This is a genomic window from Vibrio sp. nBUS_14, from assembly GCF_051201655.1.
GTDB lineage: Bacteria > Pseudomonadota > Gammaproteobacteria > Enterobacterales > Vibrionaceae > Vibrio.
The window spans coordinates 931,711-949,041 of sequence record NZ_CP179207.1; the positions used below are offsets into that span (position 1 = coordinate 931,711).

A 17,331-nucleotide genomic window follows, 5' to 3' on the forward strand; every position below is an offset into this window, starting at 1 on the left:
CGGCAGAGTTCCGGTGAAAAGATGTGGGGATCCCTCAGGGTTTAATTGCACGTTCAGCACGATTATTATCGATAGATAAATGACCGTCATCGATATAGCGGATAAGTTTCGCCCATTGGCCGAGCGTGTATTTTATCGCCTTGCCCAGCGAGCTAGACGCTAGCACTTGTTGAGTCGTCATCCACTCGTACAGCTCATCCAGTATCGGCTTGGCATGCAGTTGACGTTCTGCTTTTCGTGTTTCGACAGTCGCACCTCTTAAGCGCGATTCTATCCCATAGAGCTTCTGGATTTTGGCTAGCGCTTTATCTGCTTTGCCTGACTTACCTTTACCTTGAAGCTTCTTAGCATCCATGAACTTACGCCGTGCATGTGCCAAGCAACCAACATTGGTTACGTGATGAAGACCATCATAGGCACCATAGCCATCGGTTTGCAGATAACCACTGTAATCCCCCAAGAAGGCAACAGGGCATGCCCTCGCGCGACTGTTTTGATAGTCGTACAAGGCGATATTCTTCACATTCGGCAGTGCAGCGTCGGGCAAGTCTGCGCCCGAGCAGTAGAGCCACATATAACACTGTTTATATTCTTTGAGGGCATTGAGCGGCTTCACATTCCACTTCGTTGAAGAGGTCACCTTGAGATTCATCGTAAGGCTTTAACGCCTCGGAGCGTTTCGCGAACTGACGGTCAAAGGCCAGATTGAGCTGTTCGAGTAAGGATTGACGTTCTTGTTGCGATTGAGACTCCTTCCGCTCCTGAGAGAGCAGAAGGGCTTTCACCATCGCTTGTAGCTTGGCAATATCTCGACTTTCTGGGTTGATATCTGGCGTCTTTTTCATGGCATTTATTATACTAAAATCATGCCATTTACGCTTGGTAGATAAGGCTTTATTATCGATTAAGTCATTGTAAAATCGTTTATTTGAACGGGTTTATGGCCGATAATCGTGAAGCCAGAAAGCAGTCTATCAAGCTCGAATTGAGTCAGGGTAAACACTTCATTTTGCTCTTTTGTAGGCCATTTATACTTGGCTTTTTGAACCGGCGACGGTGTCGCCTGAGCGGCCTGCGGCCTGCGGCCTACGGCCTGCGGCCTACGGCCTACGGCCGAAAACAAAGAGACTCAACCGACTAGGGTGATTTACATGGATCGTTTATCCTATAGGTCATGCATCCGAATAAGCCCATCAAACAACTCTTCAATGCCAACGATACTTGGCTGAACTACCTCAATAAGTACCGAGAAACCCTCCGAACCGTCGTCATTGAAAACGTCACCAAGATGCTCGCTTGCAGTACCGCTGCTTTTGGCTCTAAAGAGTATCGATGCACTCATGCTGACTGCACCCATCACAAATACATTCACCAGACGTGTAAATCTCGCTTTTGCAGCAGTTGTGGCATAAAAGCCACAGAGCGGTGGATACGAAAGCAACAACATGCCTTTCCTGAGTGTGAGTATCAACACGTTACGTTGACGCTTCCTCACACGCTGTGGCCCATCTTTCGGGATAATCGTTTTCTTCTCAATCATCTCTTTAGCTGCGCAGCCAAAATCTTCTTAGGATGGGCAAAGCAACTCGATATCGATATTGGCGTGTTCTGTGCACTTCATACCTACGGCAGAAAGCTGAATTGGAATGTGCACATCCATTTGTCTGTCACCCGTGGGGGTTTATGTAAGAAGACTGGTCTATGGAAGCCGATTTTCTTTAAAGCTAAGACCACTGAGAAGTGTTGGCGCGGTGCCATCACTCAACTTCTCAGCTCCAATTACTCAGAGTTAGACTTGAGTGGAGAGGACTGCCCTTTCATTCGTAATGAGCAAGATTGGTCCCGATTTTTAACCAGCCAATATTGCCGTCGATGGAAGCTGCACTTTGCAAAGAAAACAGCCAACGTGACGCCAACCATGACTTACCTGGGTCGATACCTAAAACGGCCACCGATATCGGCGTCGCGTTTACGACATAACTTCCAGGGAGGCTTGGTGACGTTTGATTACCTCAACCATAGGAATGGTCGAACGGAATCCCTCATTTTGAGTCCAGAAGCTCTGATAGAGCGCATGATTGAGCATATTCCAGATAAGCACTTCAAAATGATTCGATACTTCGGTTTTCTATCAAATCGACGTCGTGGTGAGATGCTCCCTAAGGTCTACGGTGCCTTGGGTGTCGCACCTAAAGACGCACCTGAAATGCCCGGTTACGCAGCTATGCTGAAAGGGTATGTGAAGGTTGATCCGTTTGAGTGCATTCTTTGTGGGCACCGTTTAACGTTTCTTCGCTTTAGGGCTGGGGAGCCGCTGTCAGAGCTGGTCCACCATGCTCTGGTTCAAGCCCAAATCAGGTCAATTTAGGCGTTTCACAGGATGGGTGTATCTGAAATAGCGAAAACAGCATGAAAGTGTTCAACAAACATCCGTGTTTAGATTGTAGAGCAGAAGTTAGGTCTGTCCGGGACTCATTCTGACGTGAGTTATGCCGCGATTGTTCAGGTCAGGAAACATTGAGATTCCTTACCTGAACGGTGTTTATACCAAAGCGCAAAGCCAGTTTTATCCCAGTACAGCACTTTGATTTTGTAGCGCTGTTTATTGGTCAACAGGAACAGTGCGCCGCTTCCCAAGGGTAAAACGGTGTCACTTTCGATAATCACCGCGAGGCCATTGATGGACTTTCTAAAATCGACACTCTCACGATACAGATAAATCTCTGGTGCGCTGAGCATATGTTTCACGACAAGGATCCAATGAGTTCTCCCAGGCAGGCAGCGGGCGTGCCTTGAGGAATGCTCAACTCCACATCATTGATGAGAAGTGCCATGTTAGCGGTGGCTATTTGAGCTTGATATTTCGTTGTCTTTTCGACGACCTCAGCCCGTACAAAGCCTTGAGAGACATCTGATTTTTTGAGTTGCTGGCGCTTAGCATAAAACGTCGAGGGATTAAGTTCATTAAACTTACAAAATGGGTCATGAATCCAACCTGTTGATTAATGGTAGTACTCTCGTTTAATAAAGGTGCCGATAACCTTATCGTGCATCTCTTCCGACTTCGAAAATCCAATCGTTTTTCGAACTAAACGTTTAAGGCGAGATCTTAGTGTGAGGTTGGTTCTTTCTATTCTTTGTGTGTATCGTTTACCAATGATGTGCTTCTCTATCGGTATATTGGCACTGTACACACCATAATCGTCTGTGCAGTAAAATGGGATAGTGAATTTTGATAATAAGCGTTGCAGCTCCTTAAAGGCATCGGTATCCCTTTTCCCAAAAGCATGAGCAATCACACGTTTATATCGAGGTTCCCATGCGTACCAAAGCCAACGTTGATTTCTCTTCTTATCAACAAAAGACCATTGCTCGTCCACTTCGTATATCAGCTCAATATTGGCAAGATCAAAAGGTATCGTTGTGACTTGTTTAGGTGTGAGATTTTTTTAAAGTGCGTAGTACAGTGTTATATCCCACCTTTAATACAAGAGCTGTTTCTCTAACACCAGAGCTATTCATAGCCATATCAACGATTTGTTCTTTAACCTCTGGTTTGTAGGCTTCATAAGCATAGTCGAGTTGAAATGAACGTTTGCAATCAAGGCAACGAAATCGCTGAAAGCCACAAGCCCCGATGCAATGTTTCCGTACAGACTCAGTTTGATTACAAAAACAGCAGTTTACTTGGGATGATAGCCATTGAAATACCTCTAAAAAGTTAAGGAAGATTCTATCATGTAATCAACGGGTTGGAGTCATTACCCCATTTATGAACTGTCGCATGACCAACATTAAGTTTGTTAGCCACTCTTCGCAGGGTGTAGTTGTATGGTGGGAGTAACCAGATAAGGCCTTGTTCTTTGGTTTCTAGGTCAATTGAGGGTTTAGGCATATTTGTCTCCAAAATGAATTAAATTCTAAGGCGAAAACTATGCTGACACAGGGGGGAATGGCTGTTCGGAATGCTCCGAAATACGTAAAAAGTCGAAATCAGGCAGAAAAATTGATTCAGATCACAATTTTCATTGAAAGTATCTTGGATAAAAGCATGTGAGTTGTGTGAAATTATCAATAAAATTAATTACTCCAACAAGGTTAGTGAGCTATAAAGAAAATCCATATGAATTAGTGGAGAGCTATAAAACAAATAAATCAGATAAAGTATATATCTTCTGGAATCTATTTTTATTGGTAGAGACTCCAATCTGATGGTAAGCGCTCCATAAACCCCCGCATTCTAATCGCCTAGCGCGAAGAATAAGATAAAGTCTCCAACCATAAGTCATTAACCTTGGCTCCCTGACCTTTTGGAATGATAAACATGCAATTATCGAGTGGGTACAAGCATACCTAAAAAGCATGCGGAACGGGTGAATCTATTTTTAATCTTAGTTAAGCAACAAAGCTAATATAAAGATGCACCTAAATGCGTATTAGTGCATATTGAAGTCTGGTCTTGTTAATAAAGTTCATAATTTTGTTAATGACCTTAATAGAAAGATTGAAATGTATATTCTAAGAGCTTTTGAGATGTACTGGTCGGAGTTGTAAAATAATTCAGAATAAATGTAAATACGTCTAGTCAAAGGGTTTTAAGAGATCATAATGATTGAATATTTACCAAAAATACTAGTTTTGATATTTCACACTTTGGTTTTGAAAATATTATTGGGTATTAATTTAGTATATTCAGATGAATTAGTTACTAAACAGCTTCTCAAAATAGAAGCGACTATTGTGGCTTCGACTTGCTTTGTTTACATTGAAAGTAACCAAGGGTCAGGGATTATTGATTTCGGTGAATACGATAAATATCACTCAAGCAAAAACATTGTTGAGCGTTTCAAAGTGAAAATTTATGAGCCGGGTGCAAGCTTGCCTGGCTGTAGTGCCTTTAAGGCTGGTACTGACAATGTAACGTTGGGTTTTGGTAATAAAGGACAGTTAGATGAGAACGGTGTAGTAACGAAAGGCGCTGGTGATAAGATAAGAATACAAATAAACTCTGAAGATAACAGCTTTTCAAACAATTCTCACTTTATATCGTCTAAAAATAATAAATATATATATCCAAGAAAGTTCGCTGAGCTAGGGTCTTTCAAATTTAGAGCTAAGTTAGATGGATTAGAGGATTCGACTCTTGGTGAATTTAAAGGAAGCTTGTCACTGATAGTGGTGTATAAATGAAATTTCACTATATTATTGTTCTTTTCTTGATTTTTAATCCAAAAACGTTGGCAGATGAATTCGATTTTAGTTTTTTAAATGGTACTAATCAAGAAAATGCATATTTGATAGAAAACTTGTCAAAAAATATAATACCTGGTTCTTACGTTTTAGACGTTAACCTTAACAATAAATATATAGGTAGACGCAAAATAACTATTGATGAAAATGATAAAGATGACATATGCTTCGAAGATGATTGGTTACAAAGCATAAACTTTGAAATTAATGATGTTTTTTATAGAGGTGTATTAAATATAGATGATTATTGTTTTTATCTAAATAAAGAGTTAAATACAACTGTGGATTTTGATTATACTACGCAATCAATTAACTTTATCATACCACAATTAGGATTTGGAAAAGAAGACAAAGAACAGTCAAGTTGGGATAATGGTGTCGGAGCATTGAGATTAAACTATAACGTGAATGCTTTTGCTAGTGAAACAAGCACAGATATATACAGTATTCTTGATTTGAAAGGTAATATTTCTGACTGGGTATTAAGTGGTTCAGCCTCGTTATCTAATGGAGATTTCTATCCTTCAATTGGTTCTGCTGCGCGACCTATTAAGTCTTTAGAGTCAGACTTAATTGTAGGTAAAATGTTTACTAATAGTGATATATTAAATGGTTTTGGTTTGACTGGATTAGGATTAAGAAAAAATACAGCCCAAAGCGGATTTGATTACGGGTATAAACCTATATTCTCTGGTACTGCTAATTCACAAGCCCTTGTTTCGATAATTCAAAATGGTGTCCTCATCCACTCCGAAGTTGTTTCACCTGGTCCATTTGAAATAAAAAATGTAAGTCTCTTAAGTAGTGGGGACGTTTCACTTGTGGTTAAGGAAAAAGACGGAAAAGAAACAACTAGAAACATACCATTAACAATTTCCGCTACAATGATTAATCCTGGAGATTATGATTTTGATTTGTACTCAGGAGTAAGAGATGAAGGAGATGGTCAAGGATTAGAAGGTGTTTTCCTCAGTGGAAGTTATGGATACGGTTTTGAAGGTCTCACATTAAAAGGAAGTACAATCCTACATAGAAACTATTTCGGTTTAGGGTTCGGTTTTTATAAACAACTAGGACATTTTGGTAATATTGATATAGAATCTTCATACAGTTATTCGAATAATTCCTTAAACAAATCCGAAGAAGGAACAAGCCTTTCACTTACTTACGAGAAAGCTTTTAATGCACATAGGAGGTTTGTTTTTTCATCAGATCATTATTTATCAGATAGGTATATAGATTTCTCTTCTTTTCTTATTTAGAAAATAATACATTGAATAGTTCATTGAATAGGTCTAAGAACCAGTATAGATTTAATTTAAGCGATAAGGTGACTGATAGTGTTTACGCAAGTTTGACCTACAATTATACTGATTACTGGAACAGCTCAGACTATAATAGTAGTTTAGGTGTATCATTAGGTACTTCATATAAAAGTGTCAATATTAATTTTAACGTAAATGCAAATAAATCGATGTTTATTGATGATATAACATCTTCCATTTCATTTTCTTTACCATTAGGTAAAAGTAGCAATGTCTATACTAGTTTTAGTGCAAGTGAAGATGACGATTACTTCAACTATAGTACTGGTTTTTCATCATACATAAATAAAGATCTTAGCTACTCTGCTTCTTTAAGTGGTAAGTCCGATAATAGTGATAATTATGCATCATTAGAAGCTAATTATGATCATGAACTTTTCAATCTGTCAGGTCATATTTCTAGTAATGAAGATAATAATACTGGTTCGGCTTCGATAAGTGGGTCTGCAATATTTGTTCCTTCGAAGGGTGACTTTATATTGTCTAGGCATGTTAATGGAACAATTGCTATTGCTAGTGTGAATGATATTCCTGGTGTCAAATTATCTCGTATTAATGCAATGACTAATTCTGATGGAAAAGCAATAATTCCGATGTCAAGTTATAGATTAAATCGTTTGGATATTGATACTTCCACCCTCCCATTGGATATCGAAGTAATTAATTCTAGTCAGGAAGTTATCCCTAAAGATGATGCTGTCGTCTACATTGAATTTGATTATTTTAAAGTAAGAAGATATATATTCCAAATTTTAAAGGAAGATGGAGATTACGTAAGTTCCGGGTCGTGGGCTGTGTCGAAAGATGAAAAGCCCCTAGGTTTTGTTTCTGCTCATGGTGTTTTATTAATAAATACATCTGAAAAATTAGATGAATTTTTCATAAATGATTGCCATATCACATCTGATATTATTAAACATAGCGAGAAAATACAAAAGGTTGTTTGCAATGAATAAATATTCTTTTTTAATAGCTTCTATTTTAATCATTTTTAGTTTCAGTTCTCATGCTTCTCTAGTTTTAGATTCGACTAGATACATATTTAATCAAGATGAAGAATCAATCTCAGCTTTGATTGTTAATGAATCTACTGATGACTTTGGAGCTCAAATATGGGTTGATAACATATCATCTACTGATTCGAGTCCTTCTTTTATTTCAAGCCCTTCTTTCTTTAAAATTAAAGGTAAATCTCGCCAGGTAGTCAGAATTATTAATATTTCCGATGAAATCAGTGACCAGGAAGAAACCGTGTTTTGGTTAAATTTACAAGAAATACCTAAGAAAAAAAAGGGTTCAGGTATATCTTTAGCAATTAAAACTAAAGTTAAACTAATATATAGACCAAAATCGATAAGAGATGGCAGAGTTAATGCTGAGTCAGAATTGTCAATTCAACATTTACCTGGCTCAAAAATATTAGTTAATGAAACTCCATATGTATTTGCTATTGGTAATTTGTATGATGAAAACGATGAGATTGTAACACTTAATCAAGAATCTACTAAAAAATTAAGTTTATTTTTACCGGGCGATTTTGTAGATATTACGGGTTTAAATATTAAACATTTAAATGCAATTGATGACTTAGGCGGCGTTGAGAAGTATGAATTGGCTGATGGAGAATAGCATGTTGTTTTTAATCCGTTTCATTGGCATGTTTTTTCTGCTCTTTAGTGGGTTTGTTTTTTCTTCTGTGCACTCTGTTAATAATAATATTAATATTGGCCATGTTAATGGTACTTTTAGTAATGGTCATCTACTTATAAAGGCTAATGTTAGTGCATCGTCTATCTTTTATTTTTCAGATGTTAATGGTATTAATAAAATTAATGTTCTGAAAGTAGTTGATTCAAAGTTCTTAGATAAATCTGATGGTACACTAACTATAAGAGGTACACATACCCAAGGTAATGGTGTCAATCTTCAATCTACCGTGAAAATAGAAACCTTTATTAATAATCTTAAAGTTAATTTAGTACATGAATCTTCTGGTAATGATATTTACATTTATTTACCTGATTATTACAAAAGTATTGAGTTGAAAGTTGCTGAACCTATTGAAATCATATTACCCACAAACTATAGAGGAGATTTAAAGGTAAATTTTAATGTTGATGGTTGGAAAATTTAGATTAATTTTATGTACAGGGAATTATAATGAAAAAATATAAATATTTGATTGCTATGAAATTTGTAATATTATGTGGTTTGCCAAGTACAGCTAGCGCTTTTACCGAGGTGTCTAATGGGTCAATTGGCGATTTACTTATTAGTGGCACCTTTGTTAAATCTGATCCAACTTGGCAGTGGCAGATTCCTTCTGGTGCTTCATCTCTTGCTAGTCTTACTGCTAATAGTTTAGATGGTGTTTATAACACTACAACAAATCAAACTACGTATAACTTACTTAGTTCCGATGTTGAATTTCTACAAGGCCACATGATTTCAGCATCACGAACTGGAGGTACTGGGTTAACACCTTCTATAACGTTTGGAGGTATGTCGCTCAATGAAGATAATTCAGAAACATTAACGGCACCAACTCAGACTCCATCTTCTGGGGCTCAAGTTGTAATAGGTTTTAATAAGGATGTAGGTGTTGTAAGGACTATTTCCGGTAATTCCTTCGCAACTGGTAATTCTGCTAGGGCCTATCCCTTATGGCAAGAGTTAATAACTGATACTACTCCTTGGAGTACAATAGGAACAAGTGCAAATACGACTTCTCTTCCTATTTCTGATTTGTTTACTCAATTGGCCGATAGTACGGCTTCTAATGTTCAAGCTTCATATGGGTTAAGTGCAACAAGTGTTCAATTAGTCGCCAATGCTGGCACTGATGTTAGTACTTGGTCAGTACCACTATCCATTGTGATTCAAGTTAACTAGAATCTTTCGCTCTTTCGTCTTTTTAAAAAAGGATTTAAACATGAACAAGTATCTTTTTGGCTTAGCCTCTGCTTCTATCTTGGCAGTATCATCTAGCTCTTATGCTTTCACTCCGACGCCTTCTACAGGTGGTTCGGTTGATATTGGCAACGTAACTTTCGCTGGTACTATTATCAACAATAGTCCAGCATGGGAATGGCGAATCCTCCCAAACACATCCTCTTTACAAGGCATTGTTGTAAATGAGTTGAGTGGAACTTCTGATGGTGCAAATAATACGGTATATACTTTGGTAAATTCGCAACTAGATTTACTCGAAGGAAGAATGAAATCGGCTGCAGCTAATGGTGGGGCTGGTTTGACTCCAAGTTTAACTTTTAATAGCCAAGATATTGATAATGTAAATAATAGTCAAACGTATACTGTAAACACCAATCTTGCCGGTGTTACCCTTGTTATTGACGTTGATAAGCATATGTCTGTCCTTTATGAACAGACTGGTACAGGTCATTTCAAAAGGGGTAATGATGCTAAAGCTATAACTTTTGCTGATTCATTGATTGATGCTACCACTCAAACTTCAACCTGGGGGGGGTGGTCTCAAATTAATTCAAATAGAAATTTGACAGAATTAAATGGCTACATAACAGACTCTTCATTAGCAGATGTTCGAGGAACTTATGGTTTAACTACTTCTAACATTACGTTAGTCGTACCAGACTCCACATCCTTTACTTCATCTAGTACTGCATGGAGTGCTTCAATTCCAATTGCGGTTACAGTGAATTAATAAATTTGGCTTATCAAGTTACTACTACTTTTAGTAGTAGTAACTTAATTTTATTTCCTTTTAAAGAATGCAGTTTACAAAACCACCGCTTGTTTTTTCTATCATTCGGGAATTACATAGCTACTACTCGAGATTGCAGTTATTTTGACTATGCCTTTTTTACTAATCTGTTCTTTTTAAGGTCCCATTAAATGAAAAAATTTTTGTTATGTTTAACTGCTTATTATCTCTTTCAAATAAGCCCAACTTTTAGCTCCACATTCAGTTTGAATAATGATATTGTTTTTAAGGGTTCAGTTGTTAACTCTCGTGCTCAGTGGGATTGGAATGTTAACAGTGAGCTTCGTAGTGTCTTTTCTAATCTTACTGCCGATCATTTGTCTGAAGTAAAAAATGGAAGTAATAAAGTTTTTAGCTACAATAATTCAAGAGTAAACAACATAGAGTTTATTAATGGAGTAACTCCATTTCCTATAACTTTTGGAAGTTCCGGATTGCTACCTGTCTTATCCATTGTGGATATGTATGGTAAATCCATAGTATTAAATAATGATTTAGAATCCGAAAAAATTAAGGTTCCAGTTTTAGGTTTTTCAAGAAGTGGATATGAAATTAACGGCATCTTGTCATTTTCAATTTTGTCAGGAAAAGCCATTGCCTACCAAAGATATAAATCTGATGATTGGTATTTTGAATATAATAATAATTTCCTCGGTTCTACTGCATTATCTATGATTCTTAATCAGTTAAGTAGCGACAACAACTCTACCCCTTCAAATGCCTTCATACATGAAGCAGGTTATAATGTCTTTAATTTCGCTCAAAGCAATAAAAAGGACATAAAATCCTTTATGGGAGCGTATTCATCTTCTATTGTTAATGTTAATACTATTTGGGGAACGACTCCACACACCTGGAGTTCATCTGTCACAATTCAAGTGAATTATAAATGATTTTAATAAAGTGTGGTTTTTTAAAATGAAAATTTATGTAATAATTTTTTCTTTTGTTTTCTCAATAAGAGCTTTATCCCAAGAGCAAAACACTCAAAGTGCTTATTGGTTAGGCGCTGGGCTTGGTTATGGAGGATTAGAATCAAACAGTAGTCACTTTACTGATAGTGCTAACATAGGTTATAAATTGGAGGCTGGATATAAATACAATAATTACTTTTCAGTATACGCGAGTTATGATTATTTTAATTACCCAGAACCCTTAAATATCTTTTCTACTGGCCTTATGGGTTTTGAGAATTTTTCAGATGATATTTCTATTTTCGGTAAAGCAGGCGTTTCATATTTACCTGATACGTCTCATTCTAACGGATTGTCTGGTTTAATTGGTGCGGGGATTAAACTACAATTAAATAGTTCTACATCTGCGGTTATAGGATATGACTTTGTCAATAACATTTCTAAAAATAATCTTGACTTTTCAGATAATGATTTTATCTATTTTGGTTTTAATTATGAGTTTAATAATTCTAAAACTTATGACTATATAGAAGAAAATGATAAAAAATCCATTAGTATTCTAGATGAAAGTCCTTCTAGTCTAGATGAAAGTTCTTCATACACAGAAAAACCTATTTTAAAAGAAGAAAAAAATGATATCGGCATTTACTTTGCCAAGTTCGGTGAAATTTATTTCAACTTTGACTCTACATTGGTTGTTGATACAATTCCACTAATTGAATATTTCTCATCTTTAGATTTTGCAGCAATAAACCATGTATCTATATATGGACACACTGACAAAATTGGCTCAAAAGAATACAACCAAATTTTGTCTGAAAATAGAGCGTTATCAGTTTTAAATATTCTAGTGAAAATAGGTATACCTAAATCAAATATTAGTTATTATGGGTTGGGTTCAAATCTCCCTGCAGAAAAGCATGGTACTACTAGTAATGCTTTAGATCGTCGTGTAGAAATATCAATTGAATTTAATCGTATCGATTAAATTTCTTTGGGCCTTTATACGAGTTTAGATTAGAAGTGTTATATAGACAGAACCTTAAGCATTAAGCTCAGCGTAAATTCCGTCTTACGTAATGTTTTCTTTAGACTTCCTCTGCGCGGACTTTTGAGCGTTCCTTGATATATAACTGGTAGCCCATTCGATTTTATTGCTGATTTCTGACCATGCGCCGTGACTGATGCATCCAAATATTGGTAACAGCCAGACATCGTAAGTGTTCACCAAGCCCTATTGACATAAAAAGTGTGACCTTACGCAATTGATCCCACTTTGGGTCTTGAGTGATCATTCAGGGAAGCCATTATGGTTTCATGACTAGAAAAATAATCACCTAAATACCAAGAAGCACCACCTGAAGTCTCAGATTTGAATGAGGCTAAGGTGCTTATTGATGAGTTGTGGGAACAGTTGCGCCACCTTACCGATAAACAAGCAACTAACTCCAAAAACTCATCGAAACCACCTTCGTCTGACAACCCTAAGGACAAGCATGAGCGAAAAAAGCTGAAAGCTCTGGTAGTCGCAATTCGAGAGGAGCTAAACAAGGCCACACAGGGCATCAACGAAAGCTCTCACCGTTAAAAAAAACGGATGTCATCATTGGCTGTTTCCCTGAAACTTGTCCTTGTTGCGCTCAATCTGACATTGAGGTCCAAGGTGGGCTATACTATCGCCATCAGGTCTTCGATATTCCAAAACCCACTGTCGATATCACCGAATACCGTTTATTTTCAGGTCAATGTCGGCACTGCAAAGAAACAGTGAAAGCTCAAAAACCTGATAATGTCTCACAAGGTATCATCGGTCCTAATCTATTAAGCTACATTGGCGTGCTTGCGGGTCAATATCATCTCAACGTTCGAAAAATCCAATCACTGCTCAAAGAACAGCTTGGCACAACCTTTTCGGTCGGTGCGATTAGCGAAGCGCAAACCAAAGTCGCTTCAATGTTGACTCCATTGCATCAAGCGATAAAACAAGCGTTAAAGAAAGCTCCTTTGGTTCATGCCGACGAAACCTCTCACCGTAAGCGTAAGCGTCTTTAAATCGACTCATTCAATCCTTTTAATAAACGTCGTAACCTTTAACTTTTATCGTTAAAGGTACTCGAAAATGTCTCAGCATAGATCTCAGCAAGAATGGCTACGCCTTGTTCAGAAGTATTATAATAGTGAGCAGTCTGCCGCTCAGTTTTGTTTAGAGCACAATCTTCATCCAAAAACATTTGATAACAACCGTCGCAAACTACACCACTTAGTCAACCTGCCTAAAAAACGAGAAGATTCACTTTCTGAATTCGTTGTTGTTGAAAAAATAGCCATACTAAATACCAAAACCGAGCAACTGCCTCCCTCTACGTTACCTACGGAATTACGCCTTGAAGCGGGAGCATGCTCTCTTCATGTACCTCGTGATGTAGCACCTCAGTGGCTCGGTCTTCTATTGAAGGAGCTTGCTGTTGTATGAAAATGTTCCCTGATATCTCTGTTATCTATCTCCACAAGGCGCCCGTCGATTTTAGAAAGGGCATTAACGGCTTGAGCTTTATTGTTGAACAGAATATGAACCTTAATCCCTTCTCCGAAGCGCTATTCGTCTTCTGTAATCGCACGCGGGATAAGCTCAAAGTTCTCTACTGGCAGCGTAATGGCTTTTGCCTCTGGCAAAAGCGACTCGAAAAAGACAAGTTCGCTTGGCCAAGAAAAATGCCAGGGAAAACCCTCTCATTAACGGAAGAGCAGTGGCATTGGTTGCTTGATGGGCTCGATATTGAAAAAATGAAACCCCATCAAACATTGAATTACCAAAGTCTTAATTAAATTAAAAAATATTAGCGGATAAGGAACTTTCGCGGCTCTCTGCGATCTTCCTTATATGCCAAATACAAATAAAGAAGATGAGCTAGCGCTCTTACGTTCAAAAGTGACTGAGCTTGAATCGTAAGTGTTCACCAAGCCCTATTGACATAAAAAGTGTGACCTTACGCAATTGATCCCACTTTGGTTCTTGAGTAATCATTCAGGGAAGCCATTATGGTTTCATGACTAGAAAAAAATCACCTAAATACCAAGAAGCACCACCTGAAGTCTCAGATTTGAATGAGGCTAAGGTGCTTATTGATGAGTTGTGGGAACAGTTGCGCCACCTTACCGATAAACAAGCAACTAACTCCAAAAACTCATCGAAACCACCTTCGTCTGACAACCCTAAGGACAAGCATGAGCGAAAAAAGCTGAAAGCTCTGGTGGTCGCAATTCGAGAGGAGCTAAACAAGGCCACACAGGGCATCAACGAAAGCTCTCACCGTTAAAAAAAACGGATGTCATCATTGACTGTTTCCCTGAAACTTGTCCTTGTTGCGCTCAATCTGACATTGAGGTCCAAGGTGGGCCATACTATCGCCATCAGGTCTTCGATATTCCAAAACCCACTGTCGATATCACCGAATACCGTTTATTTTCAGGTCAATGTCGGCACTGCAAAGAAACAGTGAAAGCTCAAAAACCTGATAATGTCTCACAAGGTATCATCGGTCCTAATCTATTAAGCTACATTGGCGTGCTTGCGGGTCAATATCATCTCAGCGTTCGAAAAATCCAATCACTGCTCAAAGAACAGCTTGGCACAACCTTTTCGGTCGGTGCGATTAGCGAAGCGCAAACCAAAGTCGCTTCAATGTTGACTCCATTGCATCAAGCGATAAAACAAGCGTTAAAGAAAGCCCCTTTGGTTCATGCCGACGAAACCTCTCACCATAGGAATGATGAGCAAAGCCTTCGTTGGTGTTGGTTAGTGGCCAGTGATGACCTTGTGTATGAACAAATACTCTATTCACGCTCAACCTCCTCAGCGAAAAAGGTCATCGATGAAGACTATGCAGGCATTGTGGTTAGCGACCAGTGCCCAAGCTATAACTGGATAGCCGCAGACCGTCATCAGTTATGTTGGGCACATGTGAAGCGCAATCTTCAGCAAATGGCGGATTATAGTGGCGGTGGCCACACCGCTTATATTAGCAAACATCTTTGTTTGCTGACGAACGCCATTTTCCGTACTCGGCATCGTTATGAGCAAGGTGAATTGGGTTATTCGCTGTACTTGCGGCGAATGCACAGGCTACAAAAATCGTTCGATCATTGGTTGAGCAAAGGGACAGGTGTGATGGTCAAGCGGTATCGAGGGCCATGCAAGTTACTGCTCAAACATAGAGAGAGCTTGTGGGTTTTCCTCAAGAAAACGTCGATCCCCTTAACCAACAATGAAGCTGAGCGATGTATTAGAGGCTTTGTCATCCAAAGGAAAATTAGTTTCGGAACGACCTCAGATGCAGGCGATAAATTCCGTAGTCGTATCCACACACTCATCGAAACTTGCAAAAAGCGCGGCTTATCAGCAATGTCAGTTCTGAGTGAAATCATCACGTCAGTCGTTGAGAAGAAACCGTACCCGAACGTTTTTGATCTATAAACTGCACATGCTTCTTCAGGCATGGTAAGTCAAGATACCTCGGTGAACGTGTATGGACACCCCCTCTTTTGCAAGTAAAAAATCAATAAAAATGAAGGTATAACTGCCCACGTGTATTCGGTTTTTTTATGATGCTTCATTGATACATCTAACCATAATGGTGTTATCCGCACATCAGCTCCCAATCGCTTACACGAGCTATTAACTCTTCGTTCACTAAGGGTTTTTTCCAATGTTGGTCTTACCTATTTTTTCATCATTTTTTACTCAGCAATTATTGGGGTTTTGCTCCTTACGGATTGACTGTTTAACTCTTACTTTTTAGGCCGCTGCTAATGAAACATCATACTTTGCATTTCTTGCAACTAAGGCCCAGGAAATCCTAGCAATCTTGTTTGCTAAGGCAATAATGGCGACATTAGCGTGCTTCGTCTGGCTTAGTTTCTTTATCCATAAACTAAGAGGATCAGCTTTATCATTCACATGTCTAAAAGCTGCTCTCGCACCATGAACTAATAGCTTTCTTAGGTAACCATTTCCTCTTTTACTTGTACCCAATAACCGGTCTCGACCACCAGTGCTATGTTGGCGCGGAACTAAGCCCAATGAAGCTGCAAAGTCACGCCCTTTCTTGAAGGCTAACCCATCTCCGAGGTCAATAAGTAACGCAGTAAAAACTAATGGTCCAACTCCTGTAATTTCCATTAACCGCTGTCCGGCTGGATTATTGTTAAGGCTGATCCTAATCTTATTAGGGCGTGTTGATCTTTGCTGTACATTCCGTGTTCAACAATACATCGGTAGCCACATTAACATGAATGCCAGTGATAACATGCTGGCATAATTCCTTTCTAGCTTGTCATATCTACTTGAAATAGCTCGATAATGCTTAATTCTCCCAAAGGCATTTTCGACCAAGTGACGATACTTGTATAGACACCAATCCATACTGTCTTTGTCTATATCTTGTCCGTAATTGCGTTTAGCAATTACTGTTTCTCCGCCACGTTCCTTAACAAAAGTACGGAAAGGTTCGCTGTCATATCCTTTATCACAAACGATGGTATTAACTTCATCGAGTTGCTCAACTAAGCTTTCGGCATGCACTATATCGTGGCGTTGTCCCTCTGATAAATCAAAGCAAATCGGCAGGCCACCACTATCTACAGCTAAGTGAATTTTGGTTGAGTTGCCCCCGCGACTTTTTCCTATTTGCTCTGAACTTTCAGTAGCTGCACCTGTACTATGCTGATGCGCTCTAACTATAGAGCCATCAAGAAATACCCATTCAAAGTCAGCCATGCTAGATAAGCTTTTGAAAAGATTATCTAAAATCCCTTTCTTTGACCAAAGATTAAATCGTCTGTAAACGGTACTCCACTCTCCGAACTCAGAGGGTAGATCTCGCCAAGGAATACCTGTTCTCATTCGATAAAGTATTCCTTCAAATGTCATTCGATGTTCAGTTTTATCGTAAATACGACCTGTACTTTTCATAACTTGGAGTAGCAGTTCCCAGCGAATATCAGTTAGCATGGTATTGGCATGGTATTGGTTATGGTTTTACTTTTGGCGAAGCAAATTATAACTCTTTACCATGCTGTTCAAAAAACACTCACGAAAGAT

Annotated in this window: 20 protein-coding genes and 3 pseudogenes; 15 read left to right on the top strand and 8 right to left on the bottom strand. The window is 38.5% G+C overall.

The features are described 5' to 3' along the window. Positions 1–37 precede the first annotated feature (37 nt). A pseudogene (tnpC, locus tag ACMAZD_RS21765) lies at positions 38–845 on the bottom strand (IS66 family transposase); the annotation flags it as partial. A 329-nt stretch (positions 846–1,174) separates the two neighbouring features. Between tnpC (ACMAZD_RS21765) and ACMAZD_RS21770 the strand changes: the two are divergent. Next, on the top strand, positions 1,175–2,368 hold the full coding sequence (locus ACMAZD_RS21770) for an IS91 family transposase (protein ID WP_435249447.1): 1,194 nt from the start codon (positions 1,175–1,177) through the stop codon (positions 2,366–2,368). Between the two features lie 134 nt (positions 2,369–2,502). Here the strand turns inward: ACMAZD_RS21770 and tnpB (ACMAZD_RS21775) are convergent, their stop codons facing one another. The 4 genes and pseudogenes from tnpB (ACMAZD_RS21775) to ACMAZD_RS21790 form a co-directional block, all read right to left on the bottom strand. After that, entirely contained in the window at positions 2,503–2,739 is a 237-nt protein-coding gene (gene tnpB / locus ACMAZD_RS21775; RefSeq protein WP_435250530.1) for an IS66 family insertion sequence element accessory protein TnpB, read from the bottom strand. A 5-nt stretch (positions 2,740–2,744) separates the two neighbouring features. Then, positions 2,745–2,978, bottom strand: a pseudogene (locus ACMAZD_RS21780) (IS66 family insertion sequence element accessory protein TnpA); the annotation flags it as partial. A gap of 24 nt (positions 2,979–3,002) precedes the next feature. Further along, positions 3,003–3,732 (bottom strand): IS1 family transposase gene (locus ACMAZD_RS21785; RefSeq protein ID WP_435250531.1). Its coding sequence is split into 2 segments (ribosomal slippage): positions 3,003–3,443 and positions 3,445–3,732, totalling 729 coding nucleotides; the frame shifts between segments, so codons are not numbered across the junction. Positions 3,733–3,736: 4 nt separating this feature from the next. Next, the gene (locus tag ACMAZD_RS21790; RefSeq protein ID WP_435249448.1) at positions 3,737–3,895 is read right to left on the bottom strand and encodes a hypothetical protein; all 159 of its coding nucleotides are present in this window, start codon (positions 3,893–3,895) and stop codon (positions 3,737–3,739) included. Between the two features lie 713 nt (positions 3,896–4,608). On the opposite strand from ACMAZD_RS21790, the gene ACMAZD_RS21795 reads away from it, so the two are divergent. From ACMAZD_RS21795 to ACMAZD_RS21835, 9 genes are all read left to right on the top strand, one after another. After that, entirely contained in the window at positions 4,609–5,190 is a 582-nt protein-coding gene (locus ACMAZD_RS21795) for a fimbrial protein (RefSeq protein WP_435249449.1), read from the top strand. Further along, entirely contained in the window at positions 5,187–6,512 is a 1,326-nt protein-coding gene (locus ACMAZD_RS21800) for a fimbria/pilus outer membrane usher protein (protein ID WP_435249450.1), read from the top strand. Before ACMAZD_RS21795 ends, ACMAZD_RS21800 begins: the two co-directional genes overlap by 4 nt. An 11-nt stretch (positions 6,513–6,523) precedes the next feature. Further along, entirely contained in the window at positions 6,524–7,531 is a 1,008-nt protein-coding gene (locus tag ACMAZD_RS21805; protein ID WP_435249451.1) for a fimbria/pilus outer membrane usher protein, read from the top strand. Further along, positions 7,524–8,204: a fimbria/pilus periplasmic chaperone gene (locus tag ACMAZD_RS21810; RefSeq protein WP_435249452.1), complete on the top strand. Its 681-nt coding sequence runs from the start codon at positions 7,524–7,526 to the stop codon at positions 8,202–8,204. Before ACMAZD_RS21805 ends, ACMAZD_RS21810 begins: the two co-directional genes overlap by 8 nt. Before the next feature lies 1 nt (position 8,205). After that, positions 8,206–8,709, top strand: coding sequence for a DUF5462 family protein (locus tag ACMAZD_RS21815; RefSeq protein WP_435249453.1), 504 nt, complete (start codon positions 8,206–8,208; stop codon positions 8,707–8,709). A gap of 26 nt (positions 8,710–8,735) precedes the next feature. Continuing rightward, positions 8,736–9,467 carry a hypothetical protein gene (locus ACMAZD_RS21820; protein ID WP_435249454.1) on the top strand — a complete coding sequence of 244 codons (732 nt, stop codon included), beginning with the start codon at positions 8,736–8,738 and terminating at the stop codon, positions 9,465–9,467. Positions 9,468–9,507: 40 nt separating this feature from the next. Beyond that, positions 9,508–10,257: a hypothetical protein gene (locus ACMAZD_RS21825; RefSeq protein WP_435249455.1), complete on the top strand. Its 750-nt coding sequence runs from the start codon at positions 9,508–9,510 to the stop codon at positions 10,255–10,257. Positions 10,258–10,448: 191 nt separating this feature from the next. Beyond that, positions 10,449–11,210: a hypothetical protein gene (locus tag ACMAZD_RS21830; protein ID WP_435249456.1), complete on the top strand. Its 762-nt coding sequence runs from the start codon at positions 10,449–10,451 to the stop codon at positions 11,208–11,210. Between the two features lie 25 nt (positions 11,211–11,235). Continuing rightward, positions 11,236–12,219: an OmpA family protein gene (locus ACMAZD_RS21835; protein ID WP_435249457.1), complete on the top strand. Its 984-nt coding sequence runs from the start codon at positions 11,236–11,238 to the stop codon at positions 12,217–12,219. 84 nt (positions 12,220–12,303) lie between these two features. Here ACMAZD_RS21835 and ACMAZD_RS21840 read toward each other — a convergent pair. Beyond that, positions 12,304–12,447 (bottom strand): annotated as a pseudogene (locus ACMAZD_RS21840) (IS4 family transposase); the annotation flags it as partial. Between the two features lie 156 nt (positions 12,448–12,603). Here ACMAZD_RS21840 and ACMAZD_RS21845 point away from each other — a divergent pair. The 5 genes from ACMAZD_RS21845 (at position 12,604) to tnpC (ACMAZD_RS21865) (ending at position 15,705) form a co-directional block, all read left to right on the top strand. Continuing rightward, positions 12,604–12,819 carry a DUF6444 domain-containing protein gene (locus ACMAZD_RS21845; protein WP_435249458.1) on the top strand — a complete coding sequence of 72 codons (216 nt, stop codon included), beginning with the start codon at positions 12,604–12,606 and terminating at the stop codon, positions 12,817–12,819. Between the two features lie 179 nt (positions 12,820–12,998). Continuing rightward, positions 12,999–13,283 (top strand): IS66 family transposase, encoded by a 285-nt coding sequence (locus tag ACMAZD_RS21850; RefSeq protein WP_435249459.1) that lies wholly within the window; start codon positions 12,999–13,001, stop codon positions 13,281–13,283. 67 nt (positions 13,284–13,350) lie between these two features. Beyond that, the gene (tnpA, locus tag ACMAZD_RS21855) at positions 13,351–13,704 is read left to right on the top strand and encodes an IS66 family insertion sequence element accessory protein TnpA (protein WP_435248589.1); all 354 of its coding nucleotides are present in this window, start codon (positions 13,351–13,353) and stop codon (positions 13,702–13,704) included. Continuing rightward, positions 13,701–14,057 carry an IS66 family insertion sequence element accessory protein TnpB gene (tnpB, locus tag ACMAZD_RS21860; protein WP_102481560.1) on the top strand — a complete coding sequence of 119 codons (357 nt, stop codon included), beginning with the start codon at positions 13,701–13,703 and terminating at the stop codon, positions 14,055–14,057. Before tnpA ends, tnpB (ACMAZD_RS21860) begins: the two co-directional genes overlap by 4 nt. 221 nt (positions 14,058–14,278) lie before the next feature. Then, positions 14,279–15,705, top strand: a protein-coding gene (tnpC, locus tag ACMAZD_RS21865; RefSeq protein WP_435249460.1) for an IS66 family transposase whose coding sequence is annotated in 2 segments (ribosomal slippage) — positions 14,279–14,471 and positions 14,471–15,705 — 1,428 coding nt in all. Because the reading frame shifts where the segments join, the coding sequence is not laid out codon by codon here. Between the two features lie 321 nt (positions 15,706–16,026). Here tnpC (ACMAZD_RS21865) and ACMAZD_RS21870 read toward each other — a convergent pair. Both ACMAZD_RS21870 and ACMAZD_RS21875 read right to left on the bottom strand, forming a co-directional pair. Further along, a complete protein-coding gene (locus tag ACMAZD_RS21870) occupies positions 16,027–16,410 on the bottom strand; it encodes a transposase (RefSeq protein WP_435249461.1) in 384 nt (127 codons plus the stop codon). Between the two features lie 81 nt (positions 16,411–16,491). After that, positions 16,492–17,241 (bottom strand): IS5 family transposase, encoded by a 750-nt coding sequence (locus ACMAZD_RS21875; RefSeq protein ID WP_435249462.1) that lies wholly within the window; start codon positions 17,239–17,241, stop codon positions 16,492–16,494. Between the last annotated feature and the right edge of the window lie 90 nt (positions 17,242–17,331).

Coding starts and splice junctions, on each gene's coding strand:
- ACMAZD_RS21770 (WP_435249447.1), top strand. CDS start 1,175: ATGCATCCGAATAAGCCCATCAAACAACTCTTCAATGCCAACGATACT.
- tnpB (WP_435250530.1), bottom strand. CDS start 2,739: ATGCTCAGCGCACCAGAGATTTATCTGTATCGTGAGAGTGTCGATTTT.
- ACMAZD_RS21790 (WP_435249448.1), bottom strand. CDS start 3,895: ATGCCTAAACCCTCAATTGACCTAGAAACCAAAGAACAAGGCCTTATC.
- ACMAZD_RS21795 (WP_435249449.1), top strand. CDS start 4,609: ATGATTGAATATTTACCAAAAATACTAGTTTTGATATTTCACACTTTG.
- ACMAZD_RS21800 (WP_435249450.1), top strand. CDS start 5,187: ATGAAATTTCACTATATTATTGTTCTTTTCTTGATTTTTAATCCAAAA.
- ACMAZD_RS21810 (WP_435249452.1), top strand. CDS start 7,524: ATGAATAAATATTCTTTTTTAATAGCTTCTATTTTAATCATTTTTAGT.
- ACMAZD_RS21815 (WP_435249453.1), top strand. CDS start 8,206: ATGTTGTTTTTAATCCGTTTCATTGGCATGTTTTTTCTGCTCTTTAGT.
- ACMAZD_RS21820 (WP_435249454.1), top strand. CDS start 8,736: ATGAAAAAATATAAATATTTGATTGCTATGAAATTTGTAATATTATGT.
- ACMAZD_RS21825 (WP_435249455.1), top strand. CDS start 9,508: ATGAACAAGTATCTTTTTGGCTTAGCCTCTGCTTCTATCTTGGCAGTA.
- ACMAZD_RS21830 (WP_435249456.1), top strand. CDS start 10,449: ATGAAAAAATTTTTGTTATGTTTAACTGCTTATTATCTCTTTCAAATA.
- ACMAZD_RS21835 (WP_435249457.1), top strand. CDS start 11,236: ATGAAAATTTATGTAATAATTTTTTCTTTTGTTTTCTCAATAAGAGCT.
- tnpA (WP_435248589.1), top strand. CDS start 13,351: ATGTCTCAGCATAGATCTCAGCAAGAATGGCTACGCCTTGTTCAGAAG.
- tnpB (WP_102481560.1), top strand. CDS start 13,701: ATGAAAATGTTCCCTGATATCTCTGTTATCTATCTCCACAAGGCGCCC.
- ACMAZD_RS21870 (WP_435249461.1), bottom strand. CDS start 16,410: ATGGAAATTACAGGAGTTGGACCATTAGTTTTTACTGCGTTACTTATT.
- ACMAZD_RS21875 (WP_435249462.1), bottom strand. CDS start 17,241: ATGCTAACTGATATTCGCTGGGAACTGCTACTCCAAGTTATGAAAAGT.